18 protein-coding genes are annotated in these 20,641 nt (G+C 51.4%); 10 read left to right on the top strand and 8 right to left on the bottom strand.

Annotated elements, in window-relative coordinates:
* Positions 1-8 precede the first annotated feature (8 nt).
* Together B5F35_RS00525 and B5F35_RS00520 are read left to right on the top strand one after the other, a co-directional pair.
* Positions 9-767 (top strand): class I SAM-dependent methyltransferase, encoded by a 759-nt coding sequence (locus B5F35_RS00525; RefSeq protein WP_162611277.1) that lies wholly within the window; start codon positions 9-11, stop codon positions 765-767.
* 23 nt (positions 768-790) lie between these two features.
* Positions 791-2,554 carry an Rqc2 family fibronectin-binding protein gene (locus B5F35_RS00520; protein ID WP_087237002.1) on the top strand — a complete coding sequence of 588 codons (1,764 nt, stop codon included), beginning with the start codon at positions 791-793 and terminating at the stop codon, positions 2,552-2,554.
* Positions 2,555-2,762: 208 nt separating this feature from the next.
* Here the strand turns inward: B5F35_RS00520 and B5F35_RS00515 are convergent, their stop codons facing one another.
* The gene (locus B5F35_RS00515) at positions 2,763-3,938 is read right to left on the bottom strand and encodes a DegT/DnrJ/EryC1/StrS family aminotransferase (protein ID WP_087237001.1); all 1,176 of its coding nucleotides are present in this window, start codon (positions 3,936-3,938) and stop codon (positions 2,763-2,765) included.
* Positions 3,939-4,234: 296 nt separating this feature from the next.
* On the opposite strand from B5F35_RS00515, the gene B5F35_RS00510 reads away from it, so the two are divergent.
* The 6 genes from B5F35_RS00510 (at position 4,235) to B5F35_RS00485 (ending at position 10,910) form a co-directional block, all read left to right on the top strand.
* Positions 4,235-4,819: an acyltransferase gene (locus tag B5F35_RS00510; RefSeq protein WP_087236999.1), complete on the top strand. Its 585-nt coding sequence runs from the start codon at positions 4,235-4,237 to the stop codon at positions 4,817-4,819.
* A gap of 3 nt (positions 4,820-4,822) precedes the next feature.
* Positions 4,823-5,941 carry a DegT/DnrJ/EryC1/StrS family aminotransferase gene (locus B5F35_RS00505; RefSeq protein ID WP_087236997.1) on the top strand — a complete coding sequence of 373 codons (1,119 nt, stop codon included), beginning with the start codon at positions 4,823-4,825 and terminating at the stop codon, positions 5,939-5,941.
* 54 nt (positions 5,942-5,995) lie between these two features.
* A complete protein-coding gene (locus tag B5F35_RS00500) occupies positions 5,996-7,315 on the top strand; it encodes a nucleotide sugar dehydrogenase (RefSeq protein WP_087236995.1) in 1,320 nt (439 codons plus the stop codon).
* A 111-nt stretch (positions 7,316-7,426) separates the two neighbouring features.
* Positions 7,427-8,527: a Gfo/Idh/MocA family protein gene (locus B5F35_RS00495; protein ID WP_087236993.1), complete on the top strand. Its 1,101-nt coding sequence runs from the start codon at positions 7,427-7,429 to the stop codon at positions 8,525-8,527.
* 15 nt (positions 8,528-8,542) lie between these two features.
* Positions 8,543-9,625 (top strand): non-hydrolyzing UDP-N-acetylglucosamine 2-epimerase, encoded by a 1,083-nt coding sequence (gene wecB / locus B5F35_RS00490; RefSeq protein ID WP_087236991.1) that lies wholly within the window; start codon positions 8,543-8,545, stop codon positions 9,623-9,625.
* A gap of 34 nt (positions 9,626-9,659) precedes the next feature.
* Entirely contained in the window at positions 9,660-10,910 is a 1,251-nt protein-coding gene (locus B5F35_RS00485; RefSeq protein WP_087236989.1) for a glycosyltransferase family 4 protein, read from the top strand.
* 90 nt (positions 10,911-11,000) lie between these two features.
* Here the strand turns inward: B5F35_RS00485 and B5F35_RS00480 are convergent, their stop codons facing one another.
* Both B5F35_RS00480 and B5F35_RS00475 read right to left on the bottom strand, forming a co-directional pair.
* Complete coding sequence (locus B5F35_RS00480; protein WP_275532243.1) at positions 11,001-11,306, bottom strand: class I tRNA ligase family protein; 306 nt, start codon at positions 11,304-11,306, stop codon at positions 11,001-11,003.
* Positions 11,307-11,735: 429 nt separating this feature from the next.
* Positions 11,736-12,335 (bottom strand): uracil-DNA glycosylase, encoded by a 600-nt coding sequence (locus tag B5F35_RS00475; protein ID WP_087236987.1) that lies wholly within the window; start codon positions 12,333-12,335, stop codon positions 11,736-11,738.
* A gap of 191 nt (positions 12,336-12,526) precedes the next feature.
* Here B5F35_RS00475 and pduL point away from each other — a divergent pair, with 191 nt between their 5' ends.
* Positions 12,527-13,087: a phosphate propanoyltransferase gene (gene pduL, locus B5F35_RS00470; RefSeq protein ID WP_442856405.1), complete on the top strand. Its 561-nt coding sequence runs from the start codon at positions 12,527-12,529 to the stop codon at positions 13,085-13,087.
* Positions 13,088-13,142: 55 nt separating this feature from the next.
* Here the strand turns inward: pduL and aac(6') are convergent, their stop codons facing one another.
* The 5 genes from aac(6') to metF all read right to left on the bottom strand — a co-directional run bounded on the left by aac(6') (position 13,143) and on the right by metF (position 19,800).
* Positions 13,143-14,438 carry an aminoglycoside 6'-N-acetyltransferase gene (aac(6'), locus tag B5F35_RS19495; protein WP_206423986.1) on the bottom strand — a complete coding sequence of 432 codons (1,296 nt, stop codon included), beginning with the start codon at positions 14,436-14,438 and terminating at the stop codon, positions 13,143-13,145.
* Entirely contained in the window at positions 14,438-15,493 is a 1,056-nt protein-coding gene (rsgA, locus tag B5F35_RS00455) for a ribosome small subunit-dependent GTPase A (protein ID WP_087236983.1), read from the bottom strand. Before rsgA ends, aac(6') begins: the two co-directional genes overlap by 1 nt.
* A gap of 377 nt (positions 15,494-15,870) precedes the next feature.
* The gene (locus B5F35_RS00450; RefSeq protein WP_206423985.1) at positions 15,871-18,231 is read right to left on the bottom strand and encodes a homocysteine S-methyltransferase family protein; all 2,361 of its coding nucleotides are present in this window, start codon (positions 18,229-18,231) and stop codon (positions 15,871-15,873) included.
* Complete coding sequence (locus B5F35_RS00445) at positions 18,225-18,908, bottom strand: vitamin B12 dependent-methionine synthase activation domain-containing protein (protein WP_087236981.1); 684 nt, start codon at positions 18,906-18,908, stop codon at positions 18,225-18,227. The genes B5F35_RS00450 and B5F35_RS00445 overlap by 7 nt, the downstream gene beginning before the upstream one ends.
* Positions 18,886-19,800, bottom strand: a complete 915-nt coding sequence (gene metF, locus B5F35_RS00440) for a methylenetetrahydrofolate reductase [NAD(P)H] (RefSeq protein WP_087236980.1) — start codon at positions 19,798-19,800, stop codon at positions 18,886-18,888. The genes B5F35_RS00445 and metF overlap by 23 nt, the downstream gene beginning before the upstream one ends.
* Positions 19,801-20,050: 250 nt before the next feature.
* Here metF and B5F35_RS00435 point away from each other — a divergent pair, with 250 nt between their 5' ends.
* A complete protein-coding gene (locus tag B5F35_RS00435) occupies positions 20,051-20,611 on the top strand; it encodes a hypothetical protein (protein WP_087236978.1) in 561 nt (186 codons plus the stop codon).
* Positions 20,612-20,641 lie beyond the last annotated feature (30 nt).

Below are 20,641 nucleotides of genomic sequence, written 5' to 3'. Positions count from 1 at the left end.
GGCGTGGAATGGACAACATCTCAAAATTTTCTGGAAAAGCAGACTCCTATCAAGCCGCTCGTCCCGGTTATCCCCCAGAACTGGCCGCATATCTGGCAGATTTGGGGATAAAAGGCTCGCTGGTAGCAGATGTTGGTGCGGGCACCGGAATTTTTTCCCGCTTTCTGCTGGAAGAGCTTGATTGCACCGTTTGGGCAGTGGAACCGAACGAAGAGATGCGCCGCAAAGCGGAGGAGGAGCTGAGAGATATTCTGCATTTCTTTTCTGTGAAAGGAACTGCGGAGAAAACAGGGCTGGATTCTCAAAGCGTCTCCTTTGTGACGGCGGCTCAGGCTTTTCACTGGTTTTCTCCCAAAGCTTTCCGTCAGGAATGCTTGCGCATTCTGCGTCCAAATGGTATGGCGGTGCTAGTGTGGAATCACCGTGTGGAGGAGACTGAATTCGCAGAGCAAAACAAAGAGATTTTCCAGCGCTTTTGTCCTGCATTTCATGGATTCAGTGCTGGGGACGGGGAGAACAAGCAGACGGCCATGGAGGTCTTTTTTGGTGACCTCCCCACATGTATTTGTCTGCCTCATAACCTGTATTATACAAAGAAAAAATTTATCCAGCGCTGCCTTTCTTCATCCTATAGTCTTGGCCCGGAGGATGTGGAATTTGAGGCGTATCTTGCCGCCTTGGAACGATTGTTTGAACGATATGCACAGAATGAAATTCTTTGCGTCCCGAATGAAACGCGGGCATATTGGGGTAGGCTGGATTCCTGATTGATGAAACGGAGGGATTTCCCATGGCTCTTGACGGAGCGTTTCTGCGTCATATCCGCAGAGAACTGGAGGAAAACGCCCTGGAGGCCAGGGTCGAAAAAATCTATCAGCCAAACAAGGAGGAGATGGTTCTTCTCCTGCGTACCTATACCGATCATTTCAAGCTTTTGATTTCTGCTCGCGCCAACAGCGCACGCATCCACTTTACACGGTTTGTGCCGGAGAATCCGCCGCAGCCGCCGATGCTGTGTATGCTCATGCGCAAACGTTTGCAGGGCGCGCGTCTTACGGCGGTTGAGCAGCCGGGGCTGGAACGTGTTCTGCGTCTTGTGTTTGATGCTGTGAACGAACTGGGCGATCGGATTACGCTGTCTCTTTACGCGGAGATTATGGGACGCTACAGTAATATTGTGTTTGTGGACGAGAAAGGGAAAATCATTGACGCGCTCAAACGGGTGGACGCGGAAATGACCTCGGAGCGGCTTGTGCTTCCCGGCCTTTCCTACGAACTTCCTCCGCCGCAGGATAAACTCTGCGCGCTGGAGATGCCGGCGGAGGAGGCGATCGCACGGATCCGTTCCTCGGCGGAAGGCATGTCTCTCGACAAAGCGATTCTCAATTCTCTGCAAGGCGTTTCTCCCATTGTGGCTCGCGAAATTGCGTACCACACGGGACGCGGTGCGGAACTTCGAATTGGACAGATGGGGGAAGAACATGGGCTGCGTCTTTCGTTTTTCCTGGACCGCTTGTTTACCACTATTCGGGATGCGTCTGGTACGCCGCATATGGCAGTGAAACCGGATGGAAAACCGCTGGATTTTACCTATTTTCCCATTGAGCAGTACGGTATTGCAGCTGTGGTTCGGCGATATGAAAGCTGCTCTGAACTTCTGGATGCGTTTTATGATGAGCGGGACCGCATGGATCGGATGCGCGTTCGGTCACAGGATCTCCTGCGTCTTTTGGCCAATACCTCAGAGCGCTTGACCAATAAAATCAACAAGCAGAAGGCGGAGTTGGAACAGTGTGCCAAGCGGGAGGAGCTGCGTCTGTACGGCGAACTCATCAGTGCTAACCTGTATCGGCTGGAAAAGGGACAGGGTACCGCTGAACTTGAAAATTTCTACGAAGAAGGGATGCCGCTTGTTCGTATTACATTGGATCCACTTCTCACACCGAACCAAAACGCACAGAAATATTTTAAAGAATACCGCAAAGCGCGCACAGCAGAAGAAAAACTGACAGAGCAGATCTCTCAGGCGGAGGAGGAGCTTTTATATCTGGACTCTGTCCTTGAAGAGCTCAGCCACGCGGAGACAGAGCGCGATCTCAGTGAGATCCGGGAGGAGCTGATGGGACAGGGTTATGTTCGTGTTCCTCGTGGGAAAAAGCAAAAGGCTTCCGCGTCGGCGGCTCCCTGGAAATTCTGCTCCTCAGATGGTTTTACCATTCTGGTAGGCAGAAATAACCGCCAAAACGATAAACTCACGATGAAACAGGCGAATAACAACGATGTATGGTTTCACACCAAGAATATCCCTGGATCCCATACCATTCTTGTCACCGAAGGCAGGGAGCCAACTGAAACGGCAATCCGGGAAGCGGCTTGCCTTGCTGCCTGGCACAGCCGGGGGCGTGATTCGTCGCAGGTGCCGGTAGATTATACACAGGTGCGGCATGTGAGCAAGCCAAACGGAGCAAAGCCCGGTATGGTGATTTATGTGAATAACAATACGCTTTATGTGACGCCAAATCAGGAAACAGTGGAGCATTTGAAGGAATCATGATGCGATTTGTGAGGAATATAGGATAAAGCATCCTGTAAAGCTCATTACCTTTTCGGTCTGGTTGTGGTAATTTTATTTTTCTATGCCGGAGCAAGGGAATTTATATGTGACAAGGGAAAAAGCTTTATAAAGTAAAAATCCTTTTCAAAAGAATAAAAAAGAGGGAGAAAGCAGTGGCTTTGTCTGCTTTCTCCCTCTTTTTGAAAATTTACTTGTGATACTTCTCCACAATATCACGAACAGCATCGATCACATACTGCACCTGCTCATCGGTCATGGTCGGGTACAGCGGCAGGGAAATAATGCGGTTAAAATGCTTCTCCGCCATCGGGAAGTCGCCTTCCTTCCAGCCCAACTTTTGATATGCTGTCATAGTGTGCGTCGGAATGAAGTGCACGCTTGTGCCAACATTGCGTTCATTGAGCTCAACAATAAACTGGTCGCGGTCAATGGTGAGAAGCTCCGGAACGATACGGAGGACATAGAGATGCCAGCAATGCGTGGTGAACTCCGGAACAAATGGCGGCTCGACAGCGTCAATTTTTCCGAATTCTTCCTGATAACGGGCGGCAATCGCCAAACGGCGGGTCTGCATTTCTTCCATACGAGAAAGCTGTACAAGACCAAGAGCAGCTTGAATATCGAACATATTATATTTGTAGCCAGGTTCCACAATATCATATTTCCAGCTACCGCCCTTGGCGTAGCGGTTCCAGGCGTTGTGGCTCATCCCCTGGCCCACGAGGATGCGGGCGCGCTCCGCGATATCGTCGCGATCGGTGACGAGCATACCACCGTCGCCGGTGGCCAGATTCTTCGTGGCATAGAAGCTATAGGAGGCGGCGCCGCGCAGCTTGTTGCCGATCAGACGGCCTTTGTAGCGGCTCCACAGCGCGTGAGCGGCATCCTCCGATACATAGAGGTTGTGCTCGTCCGCCAGCTCATAAATACGGTCCAGATCACAGACCTGGCCGCTGTAATGCACAGGTACGATAGCCTTTGTGTGGGGAGTAATCTTTTTCGCGATCTCCTCCGGGTCGATGCAGCCGGTGCGGTAGTCAATATCGGCAAAGACAGGCTTTGCGCCGCAGTGCAGGATGGTGCTTGCCGTTGAGGCAAACGTCATGGGTGTGGTAATTACTTCATCACCGGGTCCAATGTTCTGCGTGAGCAGGGAGACATGCAGGGCGGCGGTGCAGGAATTCACAGCGATCGCATGCTTGGCTCCAAGATATTCGGCAAACTCCTTCTCAAATTTAAGCGTTCTGGGTCCCTTGGCAATCCAGCCAGAGCGCAGCGTGTCGACAACCTCATCGATTTCGGCCTGTGTAATATCGGGCAGATTATACGGAATAAAATTTTCTCTTTTGATAAACTGGCTCATTTCTATTCCTCGATTCTTTATCGATTTTTACAGTTCTCTTCGTTTCATGATACCGCGCGGGGGCAGCAATGTCAACAAGCGGAATCATGATTGTTTTAGAGCCACTGTGTTCAGACGATCTTCAATTTCTCTTATCCAAGTCATTTTTTTCATATTTTTTTGTGTCTCCGTCCGATTTCGCGCGGAATTATTGACTAGAGTTCCCCGTCGGGGTATAATATATCGGTATATGATTCCAGATCTTTTCCGCGAATAAGCGGAAAGGAAAAACCATTCCGAAAGGATTTGACCCGGAAGTGGAAGAGCAGAAAAGCTATTTTGTCCATCCGAGTGCTTGTGTCGACGATGGTGCGAGCATCGGGGCGGGAACGAAAATCTGGCACTTTTCTCACATCAGCGCCGGTGCGTCGATTGGGGAAGGCTGTAATCTGGGGCAGAACGTCTTTGTGGCTCCCGGTGTGACGATCGGCAGTCACTGTAAAATCCAGAACAATGTAAGTGTTTATGACGGCGTGCAGCTCGGTGATTATGTGTTCTGCGGACCCTCCATGGTATTCACCAATGTGCAGCGTCCGCGCTGCAAGTATCCGCAGGCGGGGCATGAGTTCTACAAGCCTACACCGGTGGGAGAGGGTGCGAGCATTGGAGCCAACGCAACGATCGTATGCGGTCACAGAATCGGACGGCATGCTTTTATTGCGGCGGGCAGCGTTGTGACAAAGGATGTCCCGGATCATGCAATCATGATGGGGAATCCGGCACGCCAGCGGGGCTGGGCGTGCGAATGCGGAGAAAGTCTGACACAGGAGCTGGTCTGCCCGAAATGTGGGCGCAGATATGAGCAGGGCCCGGATGGCCTTGTGGAAAAGGAGAAGGCGTGACATATGCAGTTTAATGATCTGGCAGCACAGTACCAACACCTGAAAAAAGAGATTGACGCAGGAATTGCGGCGGTTCTCGAAAGCACGCATTTCATCTCCGGCCCGCAGGTGGAAGAGCTGGAGAAGGAGCTGTGTGCATACACGGGAAGAAAATATTGTATCAGCACCAGCAACGGAACCGATGCGCTGCGCATGCCGCTTATGGCGATGGGCATTGGTCCTGGTGACGCTGTATTTGTTCCGGCGTTTACCTTTTATGCAACGGCAGAGGTCGTGAGCCTTTGCGGCGCGACGCCTGTTTTCGTTGATTCCGCTCCCCGTACCTTCAATATGTCTCCCGTGTCTCTGCGCGAGCAGCTTGACAAAGTGAAGGCGGAAGGGAAACTGACGCCCAAGGGAGTCATCGCGGTCGACCTGTTTGGTCTGCCCGCAGATTTTCCGGCTCTTTCCGCTATCTGCAAAAAGGAAGGGCTTTTCCTGATGGAAGATGCGGCACAGGGCTTTGGCGGTGCGATCGGAGAAGAGAAGGCGTGCTCGTTCGGAGATGTTTCTGCCACCAGCTTTTTCCCGGCGAAGGCTTTGGGATGCTACGGCGATGGCGGCGCTGTCTTTACAGATGATGAGGAAATGGCAAATATCCTGCAATCGCTCCGGGTTCATGGCAAGGGTTCTTTCAAATATGAAAATGTCCGTGTTGGGCTCAATGCCCGTCTGGACACCCTTCAGGCCGCAATCCTGCTGCCGAAGCTGCATGCTTTCGATGAGGAGAATGAGCATCGCCGCCGTGCGGCTGCGCGCTATGCACAGCGGCTGGCCGGCCGCTTTGTGACCCCGTGGGTTCCTGAGGGCTTTTCCTCCGGTTTTGGCTACTATACCATTCTAACCAAGGATGCACAGCATCGGGAGCACCTGCAGGCGGCATTGAAGGAAAAGGGAATTCCGACTATGATTTATTATCCATGCCCCCTGCATCTGCAAAAGGTGTATGCGCCTCTCGGCTATAAGCGCGGCGATCTGCCCGTATGCGAGCATCTGATTGACTGTGTTTTGAGTCTTCCAATGCATGGCTACATCACAGACGAGGAGATCGATCAGGTCTGCGATGCTCTACTTGAGGCATAATCGAAGGATAAGCGACGATACTGAATCTATGAAAGAAAATGAGGGAATCATGCTATGTCGAATGTGAAACAGGAGCTGCTTCGGAAAATCGCGGACAAGTCCGCTGTGGTTGGTATTGTAGGTCTGGGATATGTGGGACTGCCGCTCGCTGTTGAGATGGCGGAAGCCGGGTATAAAACGATCGGTTTCGATGTGCAGGCCAAAAAGGTGGAATTAGTGAACGCCGGCCATAATTATATCGGCGATATTGTAGGCGATAAGCTTAAGAATATGGTGGAAACAGGTTTCCTGCGTGCTACCTCCGATTTCGATTTTATCCGGGATGTTGACGCAGTGGCCATCTGCGTGCCGACACCTCTTGACAAGTACCAGCAGCCCGACATCAGTTATGTGAAGGGCTCCACGGAGAGCGTCGCTGAGCATGTCCATCCCGGTATGCTGGTCGTTCTTGAGTCCACAACCTATCCGGGCACAACTGAGGAACTGCTCAAGCCGATCCTTGAAAAGAGCGGTCTTGTCTGCGGTAAGGACTTTTATCTTGCTTTCTCGCCTGAGCGTGTCGATCCCGGCAATAAGCAGTATAAGACGAAGAATACCCCAAAGGTCGTCGGTGGTATCACAAAGGACTGCACAGAGATTGCAGCGGCTCTGTATCGCAATGTTCTGGAGGGCGGTGTGTATGAGGTTTCTTCACCTGCCGTCGCGGAGATGGAAAAGCTTTTGGAGAATACCTACCGCAACATCAACATTGGTCTTGCCAATGAAATGGCTATCATCTGCAACCGTATGGGGATCAATGTGTGGGAAGTGATTGAAGCCGCCAAAACGAAGCCGTACGGCTTCCAGGCATTCTATCCCGGCCCGGGTCTCGGTGGACACTGCATCCCGCTGGATCCCTTCTATCTGACCTGGAAGGCCCGCGAGTATGATTATCATACCCGTTTGATTGAGACCTCTGGTGAAATCAATACAGGGATGCCTGAGTATGTGGTCGACCGCGTAATGAAGGTGCTTAATAAGAACAAGACCGCCATGAACGGTGCGAAGGTACTGGTTCTCGGCGTGGCCTACAAAAATGATATTGATGACTATCGGGAGAGCCCTGCGCTCAATGTGATCGATCATTTGTTGGAGCAGGGAGCGGAAACCACGTATTACGATCCCTATATCCCGGAGTACAAACACAAGGGTAAGGTGCATACCGGTGCCAAGGAGCTGACGGATGATATGATCCGCGAGGCCGATATCGTGGTGATCTGTACCGCACATGAGTGCTTTGACTATGACCGCATCCAAAAGCTGGCAAAGGAAATCTTCGATACGCGCAATGCGATGAAGAATGTTCAGGATCGTTCGAACATCGAACTGCTGTAAAAAACAACAGGCGGGACCTCTCCCATGGGGAAGTTCCGCCCGTTTTCTGTTGAATTTTACATTTGCGTGCCTGTTGGCGTACCAGAACAGGCGGAAAGGCGGAATTGAAAGATGGAAAAGCTTTGTTTTATGCTGATCGGCTGCGGCCGGATTTCCAAGAATCACATCGCGGCGGCTGCCGCGAACCAGGATTCCTGTGAGTTGGTGGCTGTTTGTGACCCTGTGGTGGAGTTGGCAGAGAAAAAGGCGGATGATATGCAGGCTGCCGCGGGATATCGTCCGCGTGTGTATGCCGATTACCGCAAGGCCCTTGAGGAACTGTCGGTTGACTGCTGCGCCATTGCTACAGAGAGTGGCTATCATGCGGAGATTGCTCTGAATTGTATTGCTCACGGCAAGCATGTTCTGATCGAAAAACCGATGGCTCTCTCCACTGCCGATGCGGAAAAGATTCTTGCTGGGGCGGAGAAAAAGGGTGTTACCGTTGGCGTTTGCCATCAGAATCGTTTTAACGCTCCGATCCAGCAGCTTCATCGTGCTTTGGAGGATGGCCGCTTTGGCAAGCTTGTCAATGGAACGGCCCGCATCCTCTGGAACCGCACTATGCCTTATTATCAGCAGGCCCCGTGGCGCGGCACCTGGGCACAGGATGGCGGCACACTGATGAACCAGTGCATCCATGACATTGATTTGCTGCAATGGAGTCTGGGTGGTGAGCCGGATACCATTATGGCGATGACTGGCAATTATCTGCGCGACATTGAAGCCGAGGACTTCGGTTCCATCCTGATCCGTTTTAAGAATGGCGCGATCGGCATTGTAGAGGGTACCGCCTGCATTTACCCGAAGAATTTGGAAGAGACACTCTCCATTTCGGGCGAGACTGGCACAGCGGTGATCGGCGGACTGGCGGTTAACCGTGTGCAGACATGGAATTTTGCCGAACCTGCTGCACAGGACGCGGAGGTGGAGAAGCTGGCAGGCACAGATCCCAAGGACGTGTACGGCAGCGGTCACAATGCGCTGTATGCCGATTATATTGACGCTGTCCGCACAGGCCGCAAGCCTCTGGTTAGCGGTGAGGAAGGCATGAAGGGCATGAAGATCATCCTTGCGGCCTATAAGAGCCAAAAAACCGGCTTGCCTGTCAAATTTGACGGTCTGTCCTTCTCCACGCTGGACATGGATTCCAGCGATGTCAAGATTGGCTGAGAGGGGAGAACGCGCGTGAAAATTCTCACTATTGTGGGCGCACGTCCTCAGTTTGTCAAAGCGTCTGTCGTCAGCGCCGCGCTGAAGCCGTTGTGTGATGAGGTCATTGTTCACACCGGACAGCACTATGACAAAAACATGTCGGATGTTTTCTTTGAAGAACTTGGAATTCCGAAGCCTGTTTACAATCTTGGCGTTGGTTCCGGCTCCCACGGAAAACAAACGGGCGAGATGCTGATCCGCATTGAAGAAGTCATCGAAAAGGAAAAGCCGGATATCTTGATGGTATACGGCGACACAAACTCCACCCTTGCCGGAGCGTTAGCAGCGAGCAAGCTGCACATTCCTGTGGCGCATGTGGAAGCAGGCCTGCGTTCGTACAATATGCGGATGCCGGAGGAACAGAACCGTGTGCTGACGGATCACATCTCCACCTGGCTGCTCTGCCCGACACAGACGGCAGTGGAAAACCTCGGCAAAGAGGGGCTTGTGCGCGGGGTAACCATGACGGGAGATGTCATGCTGGATTCTGTCCTGCATTTCCTGTCTGTTGCCAGAGAGAATCCGGAAAAGATGAAAATTTACGATCAGCTTGGCCTTACGCCCAAGCAGTATCGTCTGGCGACGCTGCACCGTGCGGAGACGACAGATGGGGGCCTGGAGGCTGTGACAAGAATTTTCCGTGCGTTTGAGCAGCTTCCGCAGCGTGTTGTCATTCCAATTCATCCCCGCACACGCGCGCTTGCTGAGAAAGCGATCGCACAGGAAGGGTTCAGGAATATCCAGCTGATCGATCCGGTGGGATATCTGGAAATGCTGCTTTTGACCAGCGCAGCCTGCCAGGTTCTCACAGATTCCGGCGGATTGCAGAAGGAAGCCTATTTTATGGAGGTTCCCTGTGTGACGCTGCGCACAGAAACAGAGTGGGTGGAAACGCTTCACGGGAATTGGAACATTTTGTCCTCGCTGACAACGGAGGATATTTTGGACAAGGCGCTTCATACGGTGCCAGATTCCGCAGCGCGTGACAGCAAACCGTTTGGAGATGGGCACGCATCGGAACAAATAGCCCGCATCCTTTGTTCCCAAGCAGGATGATTCTCCTTCATGAAGAAATCAGGGGAGTGTTACAATGAATATTCTTTTGATTAACCACTACGCCGGAGGCGCAAAGCACGGTATGGAATTCCGTCCGTATTTCATGGCCAAGCGCTGGGTGGAAATGGGGCATCAGGTGACGATTGCAGCCAGCTCTTTTTCCCATCTGCGCACAAAGAACCCTTCTTTGGACGGAAAAAAGTTTCTGGAGGAGGATGTCGACGGAATCCGTTATTTTTGGATCTATGGCAATTCCTATGAAGGAAACGGCATGGGGCGCATCCGCAACATGCTTTCTTTCCTCAATGGCCTGTACACGCATTCCTCGCAGATTACCGCAACAGGCAGACCGGATGTTGTGATTGCCTCCTCCACCTATCCGCTTGATATTTATCCGGCTCATAAGCTGGCAAAAAAGCATGGTTCCATGCTGATTTATGAAGTGCATGATCTCTGGCCTCTCAGTCCGATTGAGCTGGGAGGAATGAGTCCGTCGCATCCGTATATCCGGGTGATGCAGAAGGCGGAAAATGATTGCTGCCAATACAGCGATTACATTGTTTCCCTGCTCCCATGTTCAAAGGAACATTTTATCGAGCATGGCATGGCCCCGGAAAAGTTTGTATGCATCCCGAATGGAATTGTCAAGGCAGACTGGGATGTACCATTCCATGAGCCCGCTGTTTACAGCGAAAAGCTGGGGGCATACCGCGCGGACGGTTGGTTTTTAATCGGCTATACCGGAGCGCATGGCATTGCCAATGCGCTGGATAGCTTTGTGGAAGCGGGCGAGCTGCTGCGCGGAAAGAAGATCAAGCTTATCGCGGTGGGCCAGGGGCCTGAGCGGGATCGTCTCATGAAAAAGGTGCAGGAGCTGCATGTGGAAGAAAATGTGGAGTTCCTTCCCGCCGTCAAGCGCGATGAGGTGCCGGAGCTGCTGAGCCAGTTTGATGCGCTCTATGTCGGTCTTCAGCGCCAGCCGCTGTTTCGTTTCGGCGTCAGTCCAAACAAGCTGATGGATTATATGATGGCGGGAAAGCCTGTCATCTTTGCGATCGATGCCGGAAATGATATGGTGGCAGAAGCGGGCTGCGGCGTATCTATCCCACCGGAGGACAGCGCTGCGATTGCGAAAGCGGCGGAGCAGCTTGCCGCCCTGCCGCAGGAAAAGCTCCAGGAGATGGGGGAAAAGGGACATCGGTTTATTTTGGAGAATTACGAGTACGATGTGCTTGCTCAGAAATTTATTGATGTTTTTGAATCCCCTTTTCAGGCGAAAAAATAAGACTCGATAAGACAGGAAAGCACGGAGATCTTAAAGGGATCGCCGTGCTCTTTTTTTATTCGCAGAAATTTTTTCGGATTTTGAACTTTTTCAAACAATGCGGGAGAACAGGACAGAAAGATCAGAAGGGGTTTGTGCCGCTCTACAAGACTTGGTGGAAGGGACAAACTCTTTTTGATAGTGCTCACTGATTTCTGCCGGGCTGACCCCTTCCTGCTTGGCCCGGATGGAAATGGGTGTTCCGTGGCAGTCACTGCCGGAGACATAGAACACATGATCTCCTTTTGCTCGGTAATAACGTGCCAGTACATCGCCGGGAAGAAGAGAAGCAATATGCCCGATATGAAGAGAACCATTTGCGTAAGGCCATGCACCGCCAATCACAATATTTTTCATTGTTATCCCTCATTTCATTTGGTTGTCACACGGATGTTGTTTCTGCAAAAGAAAAAGCGCTCTCACCCCCACAAAATAATAGTGTGAGGGACGAGAGCGCAGAACTCACGTGTTACCACCCTGCTTCACTTGCTTCTCACGACAGCAAGCCTTATCAAGTTCGGATAGGAAATGATCTATCGAAACTCTATCGCGGTAACGGGCGTACCCGGCGCAGCCTAACCTATAAAGGCTCGGAGCGCAGCTCAAAGACCATGTTCAGCCAAGTCTGCTTCACCCGCTCACAGCACGTCAAAGACGGCAGGATTCTCTGAAAAGCGTTCCAAACTTACTCTTTCTTATCATAGCTATTATCCCATACTATACCAAAAAAACAGGAGAAATCAAGGAAGCAAATTGAATAAATCCAGCGGGCGTTTTTGTTCTATGTCACGGACAGGGCTCGTCGGGAAAAGTTTCAGGTGCTACTAATCCAAGTTCTTCCATTTTTTCTCTCAATCGAACAAAATCCTCCAGAGCTCCGGGTTTGGCGGCAGGATTTCGTAGGAGTGCGGCGGGGTGGAGGGTTGCCATCATGAGCACACCGTTTTTCTCATAAAATATTCCGTGCTCCTTGGTGATTTTAAAATCGGAACGAATAATTTTCATAGCGGCAATTCGACCCAGACAAACAATGATTTTCGGTTTGATCAGAGCGGTTTGTGCCCTGAGCCAGTCAATACAGGCATCCTGCTCTTCTGGCAGCGGATCACGGTTGTGAGGCGGACGGCACTTGACGATATTCCCGATATACAAATCCTTCTCACGAGTCAGGCCCACAGAAGCCAGCATCTTATCAAGATATTGGCCGCTTCTGCCCACAAAAGGTTTTCCTTGCAAATCTTCCTGTTCTCCTGGTCCTTCTCCAATGAACAATACCTTGGCATTACGGTTTCCGACACCGAATACCACCTGTGTCCGGCCTTCCCGAAGCGGACATTTTTCACAGAGCAGACAGTCTCGCTCCAGTTCTTCCCATGTTTGATACATTTGGTACAATCTCCTTCCTGACAAGGGCGGTTTTCTGTATGAGGTATATCCGCCGTCTCCTTTTCATTATAGCTGATTTTGGCGTTTGAGTCGAGAAGGGTTGAAATTTTTTCTGTTCCGGAGTAAAATAAGAAAAAAGACAAGTTGTTTCCGTAACTTTGCAGATAGGAGATGTGGGTATTTTGAAAATCATGGTGGAAACCTCAGCACGTCATATTCATTTGACACAGGAGCATCTGGATACCCTGTTTGGAAAAGATTATCAGCTCACTCCCAAAAAGGACCTCTCTCAGCCTGGGCAGTTTGCCTGTGCGGAAAAGGTAGAAGTGGTGGGCCCGAAATCCTCTTTGAAGCTGTCCATTCTTGGGCCGGTTCGTCCTGAAACACAGATTGAACTTGCCAAAACAGATGCGCGTACGTTGGGCATTGATGCACCGATTCGGATGTCCGGGTGCCTGGAAGGAACGCCGGGTTGTAAACTGGTTGGCCCCAAGGGTGAAATCACAGTTGACAAAGGCGTAATCGTTGCGAAGCGTCATGCGCATTTTACGCCTGAGCAGGCTGTGGAGTATGGTGTAACAGATGGAGAAACCATCGGAATCAAGCTTGAGTATGGGGAGCGTGCTCTTGTGTTCGGTGATGTTGTGGCCCGTGTCAGCCGCACGGCTGGTCTTGCTGTTCACATCGATACCGACGAGGCCAATGCTGCCGGTCTGCCTGGTACGGTGGATGGTGAGGTTGTAAAACTCTGAACCTCAGATTTTATCAAAACGTTGGACGGATTTCTCATCCGTCCAACGTTTTTTGTTAGAGTGTTTTATTGATATTTTTTGTTTGGCTGGTTGGTAGACGCTTAACGAAACAAATGATTCGGTTTACTTCCGCAAAGCCTGTGGCCAAGTGGAAGCTGTTGCTTTCGGTATTCTCCCATTCACAGTCTGACGCAAACTCCAAACATCCCCGTTCTGCTGCCCACATTTCACAAGCAGCCAGCAGTTTTGCAGCGTGCCCATGATGACGAAAGTTTTCTTTCACAAAAATTCCTTCCAGATAGCCAACAGGGGTCGATGTGGTTCCTTCTACATAATCGTGGCGAAGCTGGCATTGCGCAAAGCCTGCGGCTTCCTCTCCTTCATAGAGCAGAAAAAACTGTGCGTCTTTTCTGGTAATCAGATTGGAAAATTCCATGATAAGCTCTTCGGCCGTATGATGTTCCCACAGCATTGTGGCCAGAAGAGATAATGTCGGAAGATCTTCCCGGTGAGCTTTGCGGACTGTAACGGTTTTCTTTTGAAAGGAGAGAGGGGGAGCAGGAAGTTTTTTAGGACGTCCAAGTTTCTCTAAAACATGATTGATTGCGGCAAGCTTTTCTTCGTCCATCCCCTCCCATTCCAGCATTTCACGCACACTGAAGCGGCATAGGCTGTTGACACAGGGGAGATTCTTTTTGAGAATCGCTTCTCCGACATCTTCTGGAAGGCGATCGGTCAGTGCTGTGATGGGGAGCAGGGAAGCAGGTTGTTTTGGAGGAAAAGAACGATCGAATTCCGATGCTTCTTCAGGGGTGATTTCATAAGCAGAGGATTCGTGAAAACTGCCGGAAATCCCGTCCAATGCTCCGGGAAACAATTCGAAAGCCATTAGGGCGTCAAAGGAAGAACCATCCGGGGTTGTGATACCAAAGTTATGGGCCGGTTGGAACCCGAATCGTGGATAATAGTCAGGATGACCGTAAATCAACACCGCGCGGAATCCCAGATCCGCTGCTTTTTGGAGGGAATAGCGCAGAAGATCACCTCCGATTCCATGCTTTTGCCAGGAGGGAAGGACGCTGAGAGGGCCGAAACCAAGGACTTCCGTTTCCCGTCCATCCGAAGAAAGAATTTTTCCCTTGGAATACAGGATATGAGCTACGATTTTTCCATCTATTTCGGCCACAAGATCAAGCTCCGGCACAAAATCCGGTGATTGCCGAAGCCGATGCACAATGAGCGGTTCTCCGTCGCATGTGGGATTGTCCATACATCCCCAAAATGCTTCCCGTGTCAACTCTTCCACCGTGCGAAAGTCTGCCGAGGTTTCTTGCCGAATGATCCATTGCATCATGATTCCTCCCATCTGCGTTTTCCGGAGCTTTTTTGCCGCCGGTTCCACTTTGCGATATTTTTATACCATTGCTGTTTTTCCCGAAGATACGCTTCTTTGTCATCGGAATATTTTGCTTCGCGCCGAAGAGACTGATAGCTTTCCCAACGCTCCTGGCTCAGTTCACCGTTTTCAATGGCTTCCCGGATAGAGCAGCCGGGTTCCGTATTGTGGGTACAGTCCCGAAAGCGGCAGCGTGTTTGAAGTGCTTCGATATCGGCAAACGATTCCCCCAGGCCGGAAGAAACGTCCCACATTCCCAGCTCTCGCATACCGGGAGTGTCGATGAGAATGGTACCATTAGGCAGCAGAAGCAGCTGGCGGTGTGTCGTGGTGTGGCGGCCTTTGCCGTCATCTTCGCGGATTTCTCCCACGTCCATCAAAGGTTCGCCCGCGAGCGCGTTGACAAGGCTGGATTTTCCCACACCGGAGGATCCGAGAAATACCGATGTCATCCCCGGACAAAGAGTTTTTTTCAGATCATCCAGTCCTTCTCCTGTTTTTGCGCTGACCGTGAGAATGGGGCAACCCAGTGCGATTGTTTGCGCCTGGAGCAGATAGGTGTTCGGATCTGAAGTGAGATCCGATTTTGTCAACACTACAACAGGGGAAGCACCGGACTGCCAGGCCAGCGTCAGATATCGTTCCAAACGCCGGATATTGAAATCCTGATTCAGCGATTGCAGCAGAATGACCAAGTCAAAGTTTGCCGCAATGATTTGCTCCCCGCGTCCGCGGTCGGGATCCCGGCGCGAGAAGAAGCTTTTGCGCGGCAGAGTGCGAATAATTTGGCTGTCCCCGCCGGGAACGGGATGGATCAGCACAAAGTCTCCGACCGTTGGATATTCCTCCCGTCCGGAATCGTATTCCGCTGATTTGAGCTTTCCATAGCCTTCCCCCGCCTCAGAGATCAGAGCAAAGCGTCCACGATGAACAGCTGTAATTCTGGCCGGGAGGCCCTGCGCGTTTTCCGGCAGAAGTTCCGGCGAAAAACCATATTGTGAAAGATTCAATTCTGTTTTCCTCCATTTGATTGATTTGAGTATGTATCTGTTTATTCTTTCTCATAAGACATCTCTCCTTTCCTGCGATCGGAAAAATGGGCGCAAAAAGCCGCGGAAAGCAACCCTTGACAGAGTTTGCTTTCCGCGGCTTTTCTATGCCGGGTCGCTGGGCAAAGATACTCGAAAGGTTACTCAAAACGGCACAGCAAAGCTGGAGCAGTCGCTCCAAAGCTTACCAGCGCCCATGATTCTGTTTTACAAACCGATCGCCTCATAGATAACAGTCATTCCAACAGATCCCCTTTCTGTATCCGTCTGTGCGGAATAATTTCGTTTATTTTATCACGAAATCCGCATCCATGCAATCCCATTCTTTGCTAAAAAGCTTACCCTAACACCTGTTTGGCAATGTCCGCACTTGCTTTTGCGTCCTTCGCGTAGAAATCCGCTCCGATTTCCATGGCATACTCTTCCGTCAAGACAGCGCCGCCCACCATAATTTTGCAGGACAAGCTTTCCGCGCGCAGGAGACGGATGGTTTCCGCCATCGAAGCGACTGTTGTGGTCATCAGGGCAGACAAACCGACCAGCGGCGCGCCGGATTCTTTTGCGGCCAGCACAACACGTTCCGGCGGCACATCCTTGCCGAGATCGATAATATCATAGCCATAGTTTTCGAGAATTACCTTGACGATATTCTTTCCAATATCATGAATATCGCCTTTGACCGTGGCCAGCACGATCGTGCCCTTTGAAACGGTATGCTCAGACTTTTGAGCTGCAAGACTCTTCTTGATCTCTTCAAACCCTGCCTGTGCCGCTGTTGCGGATTGGATCAGCTGGGGCAGGAACAGCTTTCCGCTTTCAAAATCGGCGCCCACGCGGTCCAAAGCAGGGATCAGTACGCTGTTCACAATTTCCATCGGATCGTGTCCTTCGGAGAGCAGACGGCGTGTTGCTTCTCCGGCATCCTCCTTTAAGCCGTTGAGAACACATTCCTCCAGTGGCAAACCGCCTGTTTTAACGGAGACGGGGGAAGAGGACACCGTTACTGCATGACGTTCCAGATATCGAGTGGAACCGGAATCGCGATTATACAGGACATTGAACGCGTCGATCGCGTCCATCATCGCTTTGGCGTTCGGATTCAGGATCGGCAGATCCAGCCCGTGTGCCATTGCCAGAGTCAGGAAGGAGACGTTGAGGATTTCACGCTCTGGCAGACCAAAAGAAATATTGGACACACCAAGTACCGTTTTGACACCCAGTTGTTTTTTGACAAGCTCTACCGCCCGCAGAGTCTCCCGTACCTCTGCTTGCTGCACAGAAGCAGTCAGCGTCAGGCAGTCAATATACACATCCTCACGCGAAATTCCGTATCGTTCTGCTGTCTGTACCATGCGTTCCGCGATGGCGAAGCGATCCTCGGCTTTTCCGGGAATCCCGTTCTCGTCGAGTGTCAGGCCAACCACGGCGGCCCCATACTTCTTAACCAGTGGAAAAATGCGTTCCATCACAGCCTGCTCGCCATTGACGGAATTTACAATCGGTTTGCCGTTATACAGCCGCAGACCACGTTCCAGAACAACAGGATTACTGCTGTCCAGCTGGAGCGGCACATCGACCACACCCTGCAATTCCCGCACAACCTCTTCCATAAGCGCTGCCTCATCGATCCCTGGCAGGCCGACGTTTACATCCAGGATTTCCGCGCCCGCGCGCACCTGCTCGATTCCCTGCCGCAGGATGTAGCCAATATCGCGCTTGCGCAAGGCTTCCTTGAACAGCTTTTTGCCGGTAGGATTGATGCGTTCCCCGATGACCCGCACACCGTCGATTTCCACAACACGGCTGGCGCTGCACAGGGCGGAGCGATGCGGAACGGTGCGGGCTGGAACAGGTTTTCCCTTCAGATGCTCAGAGAGCAGACGAATATAATCCGGCGTGGTACCGCAGCAGCCGCCGAGGTAAGAAACGCCGAGCGACGCATATTTCTCCATAATAGAGCAGAACTGTTCCGGAGAAATGTCGTATTGATTGGAATTGAGATTGGGAAGGCCAGCATTGGGCTTGATGAAAACCGGCAGACGGGTCCAACTGCACAGCTCTCGTGCAAAGGGAAGAATTTCTGCGGGGCCAAGCGAGCAGTTAATTCCCACCGCGTCCGCCCCCAATCCTTCCAGCGTGAGCGCCATGGCGGGAATGGAAACACCAGTGAAGGTGCGGCCGTTTGGCTCAAAGCTCATGGAACAGAATACAGGAAGGGAGGTGTTCTCTTTTGCTGCGAGGAGCGCGGCTTTGACCTCCAGAAGATCAGTCATGGTTTCAAACACCAGGAGATCAGCGCCTGCTTCCGCGCCCGCTGTGACGGATTCACAGAAAATATCATAGGCCTCTTCAAACCGCAGGTTCCCGTTTGGTTCCAGCAACGCGCCGATTGGGCCGCAGGAGAGAGCAACAAGCGCTCCAGTTTCCTTTGCCGCTTCCCGCGCGCAGGCGATACCCGCCTGAATGACTTCCCGCGGCGAAAGGCCGCTTCCTTCCAGTTTGCGGCGGTTTGCCCCAAAGGTATTGGCGTATAGAATTTGTGCTCCTGCCTGCGCATAGGCACGATGAATGGCGGTGATATCTGCCGGATGGGTCAGATTCAACGCTTCGGGGTATTTCCCCAAAGGAAGACCGGCGGCTTGAAGCATGGTGCCCATTGCACCGTCCAGAATCGTGATATGGTCGTGAGGTATCAACATGTTATTCCTCTCTTTCGGAAGGCGCATCGGCCTTGATTGGGACACCGGCTGCACTTGTCGGTTCGTTCTTCCTGTGTCACGGTGGGAAGAGGGGTGACACCCAGAATGGCGGTCACAGATTTTCCCGGCGTCATCAGAAGGCTGTCTGTAACCGTTAATCCAATCCGGCGGGAAGCGTCGCAAACGCGGATAAAGTCTCTCTGCACTGCCAGCGGAAGATCGCCGTAGCCGGGGCTGAACCGCCACGTCAGACCATGTCCTTCCTTTTGGCAAAGCTCCGTAATCTCCTGCTCCGCCAGATCGGCTGTCTGCTCAACGGCCTGGGTAGCGCAAGCGTCCAGGATGACGCCTTCTTCGGGATTGCTCACCATCCGGGTACGAATCAGGCGTTCCGCGGATAATCCAATGGTTGCGCACAGCAGAAATGTTTCCTCACATCCGCTCAGATGGGCAGCAATGTCTTTTCCGGCTAAAAGGAGGGAACTCGGTTCAAGAAGGAGCCCTTCTTCCGTTCGCCGGACAGAAAAGCGCCGGTATAACCACGTTGGCTTTGCAGCTTGGCACATCTCATGAATACAGCGCAGCACCATATCCTCCATATTGGCGGAGAGTTCGTTGCCTCTCCAGCCCAGATAGCGGAGAACCTCCGAACGATCAAGGCTGGACAGTGTCTGCATGATGGTTCTCCCCGGCGTTTTTGGCGGCAATGATATTTTCAATGTTGCGGCTGATGCGGGACGCAACTTCCACATTGTTCATCGTGTACAGATGGATGCCCTGTACGCCGTTTTCGAGCAGATCCATGATCTGTTCCGTTGCATAGAAAATTCCTGCGTCCATCAGGGCAGCAGGGTTGTCCGCATAGCGGCTGATGATGGTAGCCAGTTTGGAAGGTACGCTGGCGCCGCACATCGTCACGGTGCGCTCGATCTGGCTCTTTTTCACAATCGGCATGATACCAGCTTCCACCGGCACGGTAATTCCTTTCTGCCGTGCGAGATTCAGAAAATGATAAAAATTGCCGTTATCAAAGAACAGCTGGGTAATCAGGTGGGAAACGCCATTTTCGATTTTGATCTTTAAATGCTCAATATCCTCTTCCAGACTTTCACTTTCACAGTGCCCTTCCGGATAGCATGCTCCAATCAAATTGAAGGAAGGGTCGGTTTCACGGATGAAACGGACCAAATCGCTTGCATGAAGGAAATCAGTTTTCGGTTCCACACCAGGAGTTTTGTCGCCGCGCAAAGCAAGAATGTTACAGATGCCGTTTTCCTTAAGCTTTTGCAGGATAGAGCGGATCTCCTCGCGGTCAGAGTTTACGCAGGTCAGATGAGAAACCGGTTCGATATGGTAAGTGCTGCGGATCAGCGAAGCGATCTCACAGGTCTTTTCCCGCTGGGCGGGGCTTCCTCCTGCGCCATAGGTGACGCTGATGAAATCAGCGGGAAGGCCGCGCAGGCCCAGAAGGGTATTGTAAATCACATTCACAGAGGTGTCTTTTTTCGGAGGGAAAACCTCGAGGGAAAAAACGACCTTTTTGGCGTTGAAAAGGGTTGCGGTATTCATGGTGCAGTTCTCCTTTGTGCCTTGGGATTTTTTGTATTATAGCACAGTCAGGTGATTTTTGCAAAACAGGGGATGTAAAATTGCAAAAAGCGGGAGGAAGATAGAAGCCAGAAATCCTGCCATTGAAAATCATAGGCTGATGTGATACACTAAAATGACAAAAATCAACTTTTCAGCGGCTTTCTTTCCTGAGACACAGGGAAAAGAGCTGTTATGAATGCAAATGATATGTAGAAAGGGAGACGCTTCATTGAAAAAGAGATTGCTGCCGCTGCTTTTGACTGTTATTCTTTGCTTGACTTCTTGTTCTGGTTCTTCCTCGCAAATGACAGTGAAACCGAGTGAGTTTTCACAGGAAACACAGGAAGTTCTGCAAATCATTGATGATGAGATTGTCTTTTTTGATTATCAGGTTTCTGATCTGATCCGATCGATCTCGGTAGATATCTGGAAATTTGAAAATGGACAATGGGTGAACGCCGGAAAGAGTTACGGCAATCTTGCCGCGAAAGAGGGTCGTCTGGCGGTACGTCTGATTAACGGTTCCTGGGATATCTTTTTCATCAATGAAGATGGAAATTCCAAAGCCAGCTATAAGGGCGCGCCTGATTTGTCATCCGCAGCTGCTCAGGCCGGTTACCGTTTGACGCAGCCTACAGAAATTGAACCTGGCAAGGCGATCACACTCTGGTCGGAGCTTGGGTTTGATGAGAGTGCGGCGGTCAATCAGGCCACTTCGAATTTCCGCGATTCCAACTGTACGATGGGAACGGCGGCAACCGTGACGTTTTCCTCGGATGTGGTGGAGTAATATTCCGGCTGACACACGCAGATAATAAAA

Source organism: Anaeromassilibacillus sp. An200 (assembly GCF_002160025.1).
Lineage (GTDB): Bacteria > Bacillota > Clostridia > Oscillospirales > Acutalibacteraceae > Caccousia > Caccousia stercoris.
This window is presented reverse-complemented; position numbering and strand designations above follow the sequence as displayed.

Coding starts and splice junctions, on each gene's coding strand:
- B5F35_RS00485 (WP_087236989.1), top strand. CDS start 9,660: ATGAATATTCTTTTGATTAACCACTACGCCGGAGGCGCAAAGCACGGT.
- B5F35_RS00500 (WP_087236995.1), top strand. CDS start 5,996: ATGTCGAATGTGAAACAGGAGCTGCTTCGGAAAATCGCGGACAAGTCC.
- metF (WP_087236980.1), bottom strand. CDS start 19,800: ATGAATACCGCAACCCTTTTCAACGCCAAAAAGGTCGTTTTTTCCCTC.
- B5F35_RS00480 (WP_275532243.1), bottom strand. CDS start 11,306: ATGAAAAATATTGTGATTGGCGGTGCATGGCCTTACGCAAATGGTTCT.
- B5F35_RS00525 (WP_162611277.1), top strand. CDS start 9: ATGGACAACATCTCAAAATTTTCTGGAAAAGCAGACTCCTATCAAGCC.
- B5F35_RS00450 (WP_206423985.1), bottom strand. CDS start 18,231: ATGTTGATACCTCACGACCATATCACGATTCTGGACGGTGCAATGGGC.
- B5F35_RS00505 (WP_087236997.1), top strand. CDS start 4,823: ATGCAGTTTAATGATCTGGCAGCACAGTACCAACACCTGAAAAAAGAG.
- B5F35_RS00495 (WP_087236993.1), top strand. CDS start 7,427: ATGGAAAAGCTTTGTTTTATGCTGATCGGCTGCGGCCGGATTTCCAAG.
- B5F35_RS00520 (WP_087237002.1), top strand. CDS start 791: ATGGCTCTTGACGGAGCGTTTCTGCGTCATATCCGCAGAGAACTGGAG.
- B5F35_RS00475 (WP_087236987.1), bottom strand. CDS start 12,335: ATGTATCAAACATGGGAAGAACTGGAGCGAGACTGTCTGCTCTGTGAA.
- B5F35_RS00445 (WP_087236981.1), bottom strand. CDS start 18,908: ATGCAGACACTGTCCAGCCTTGATCGTTCGGAGGTTCTCCGCTATCTG.
- B5F35_RS00515 (WP_087237001.1), bottom strand. CDS start 3,938: ATGAGCCAGTTTATCAAAAGAGAAAATTTTATTCCGTATAATCTGCCC.
- pduL (WP_442856405.1), top strand. CDS start 12,527: ATGGTGGAAACCTCAGCACGTCATATTCATTTGACACAGGAGCATCTG.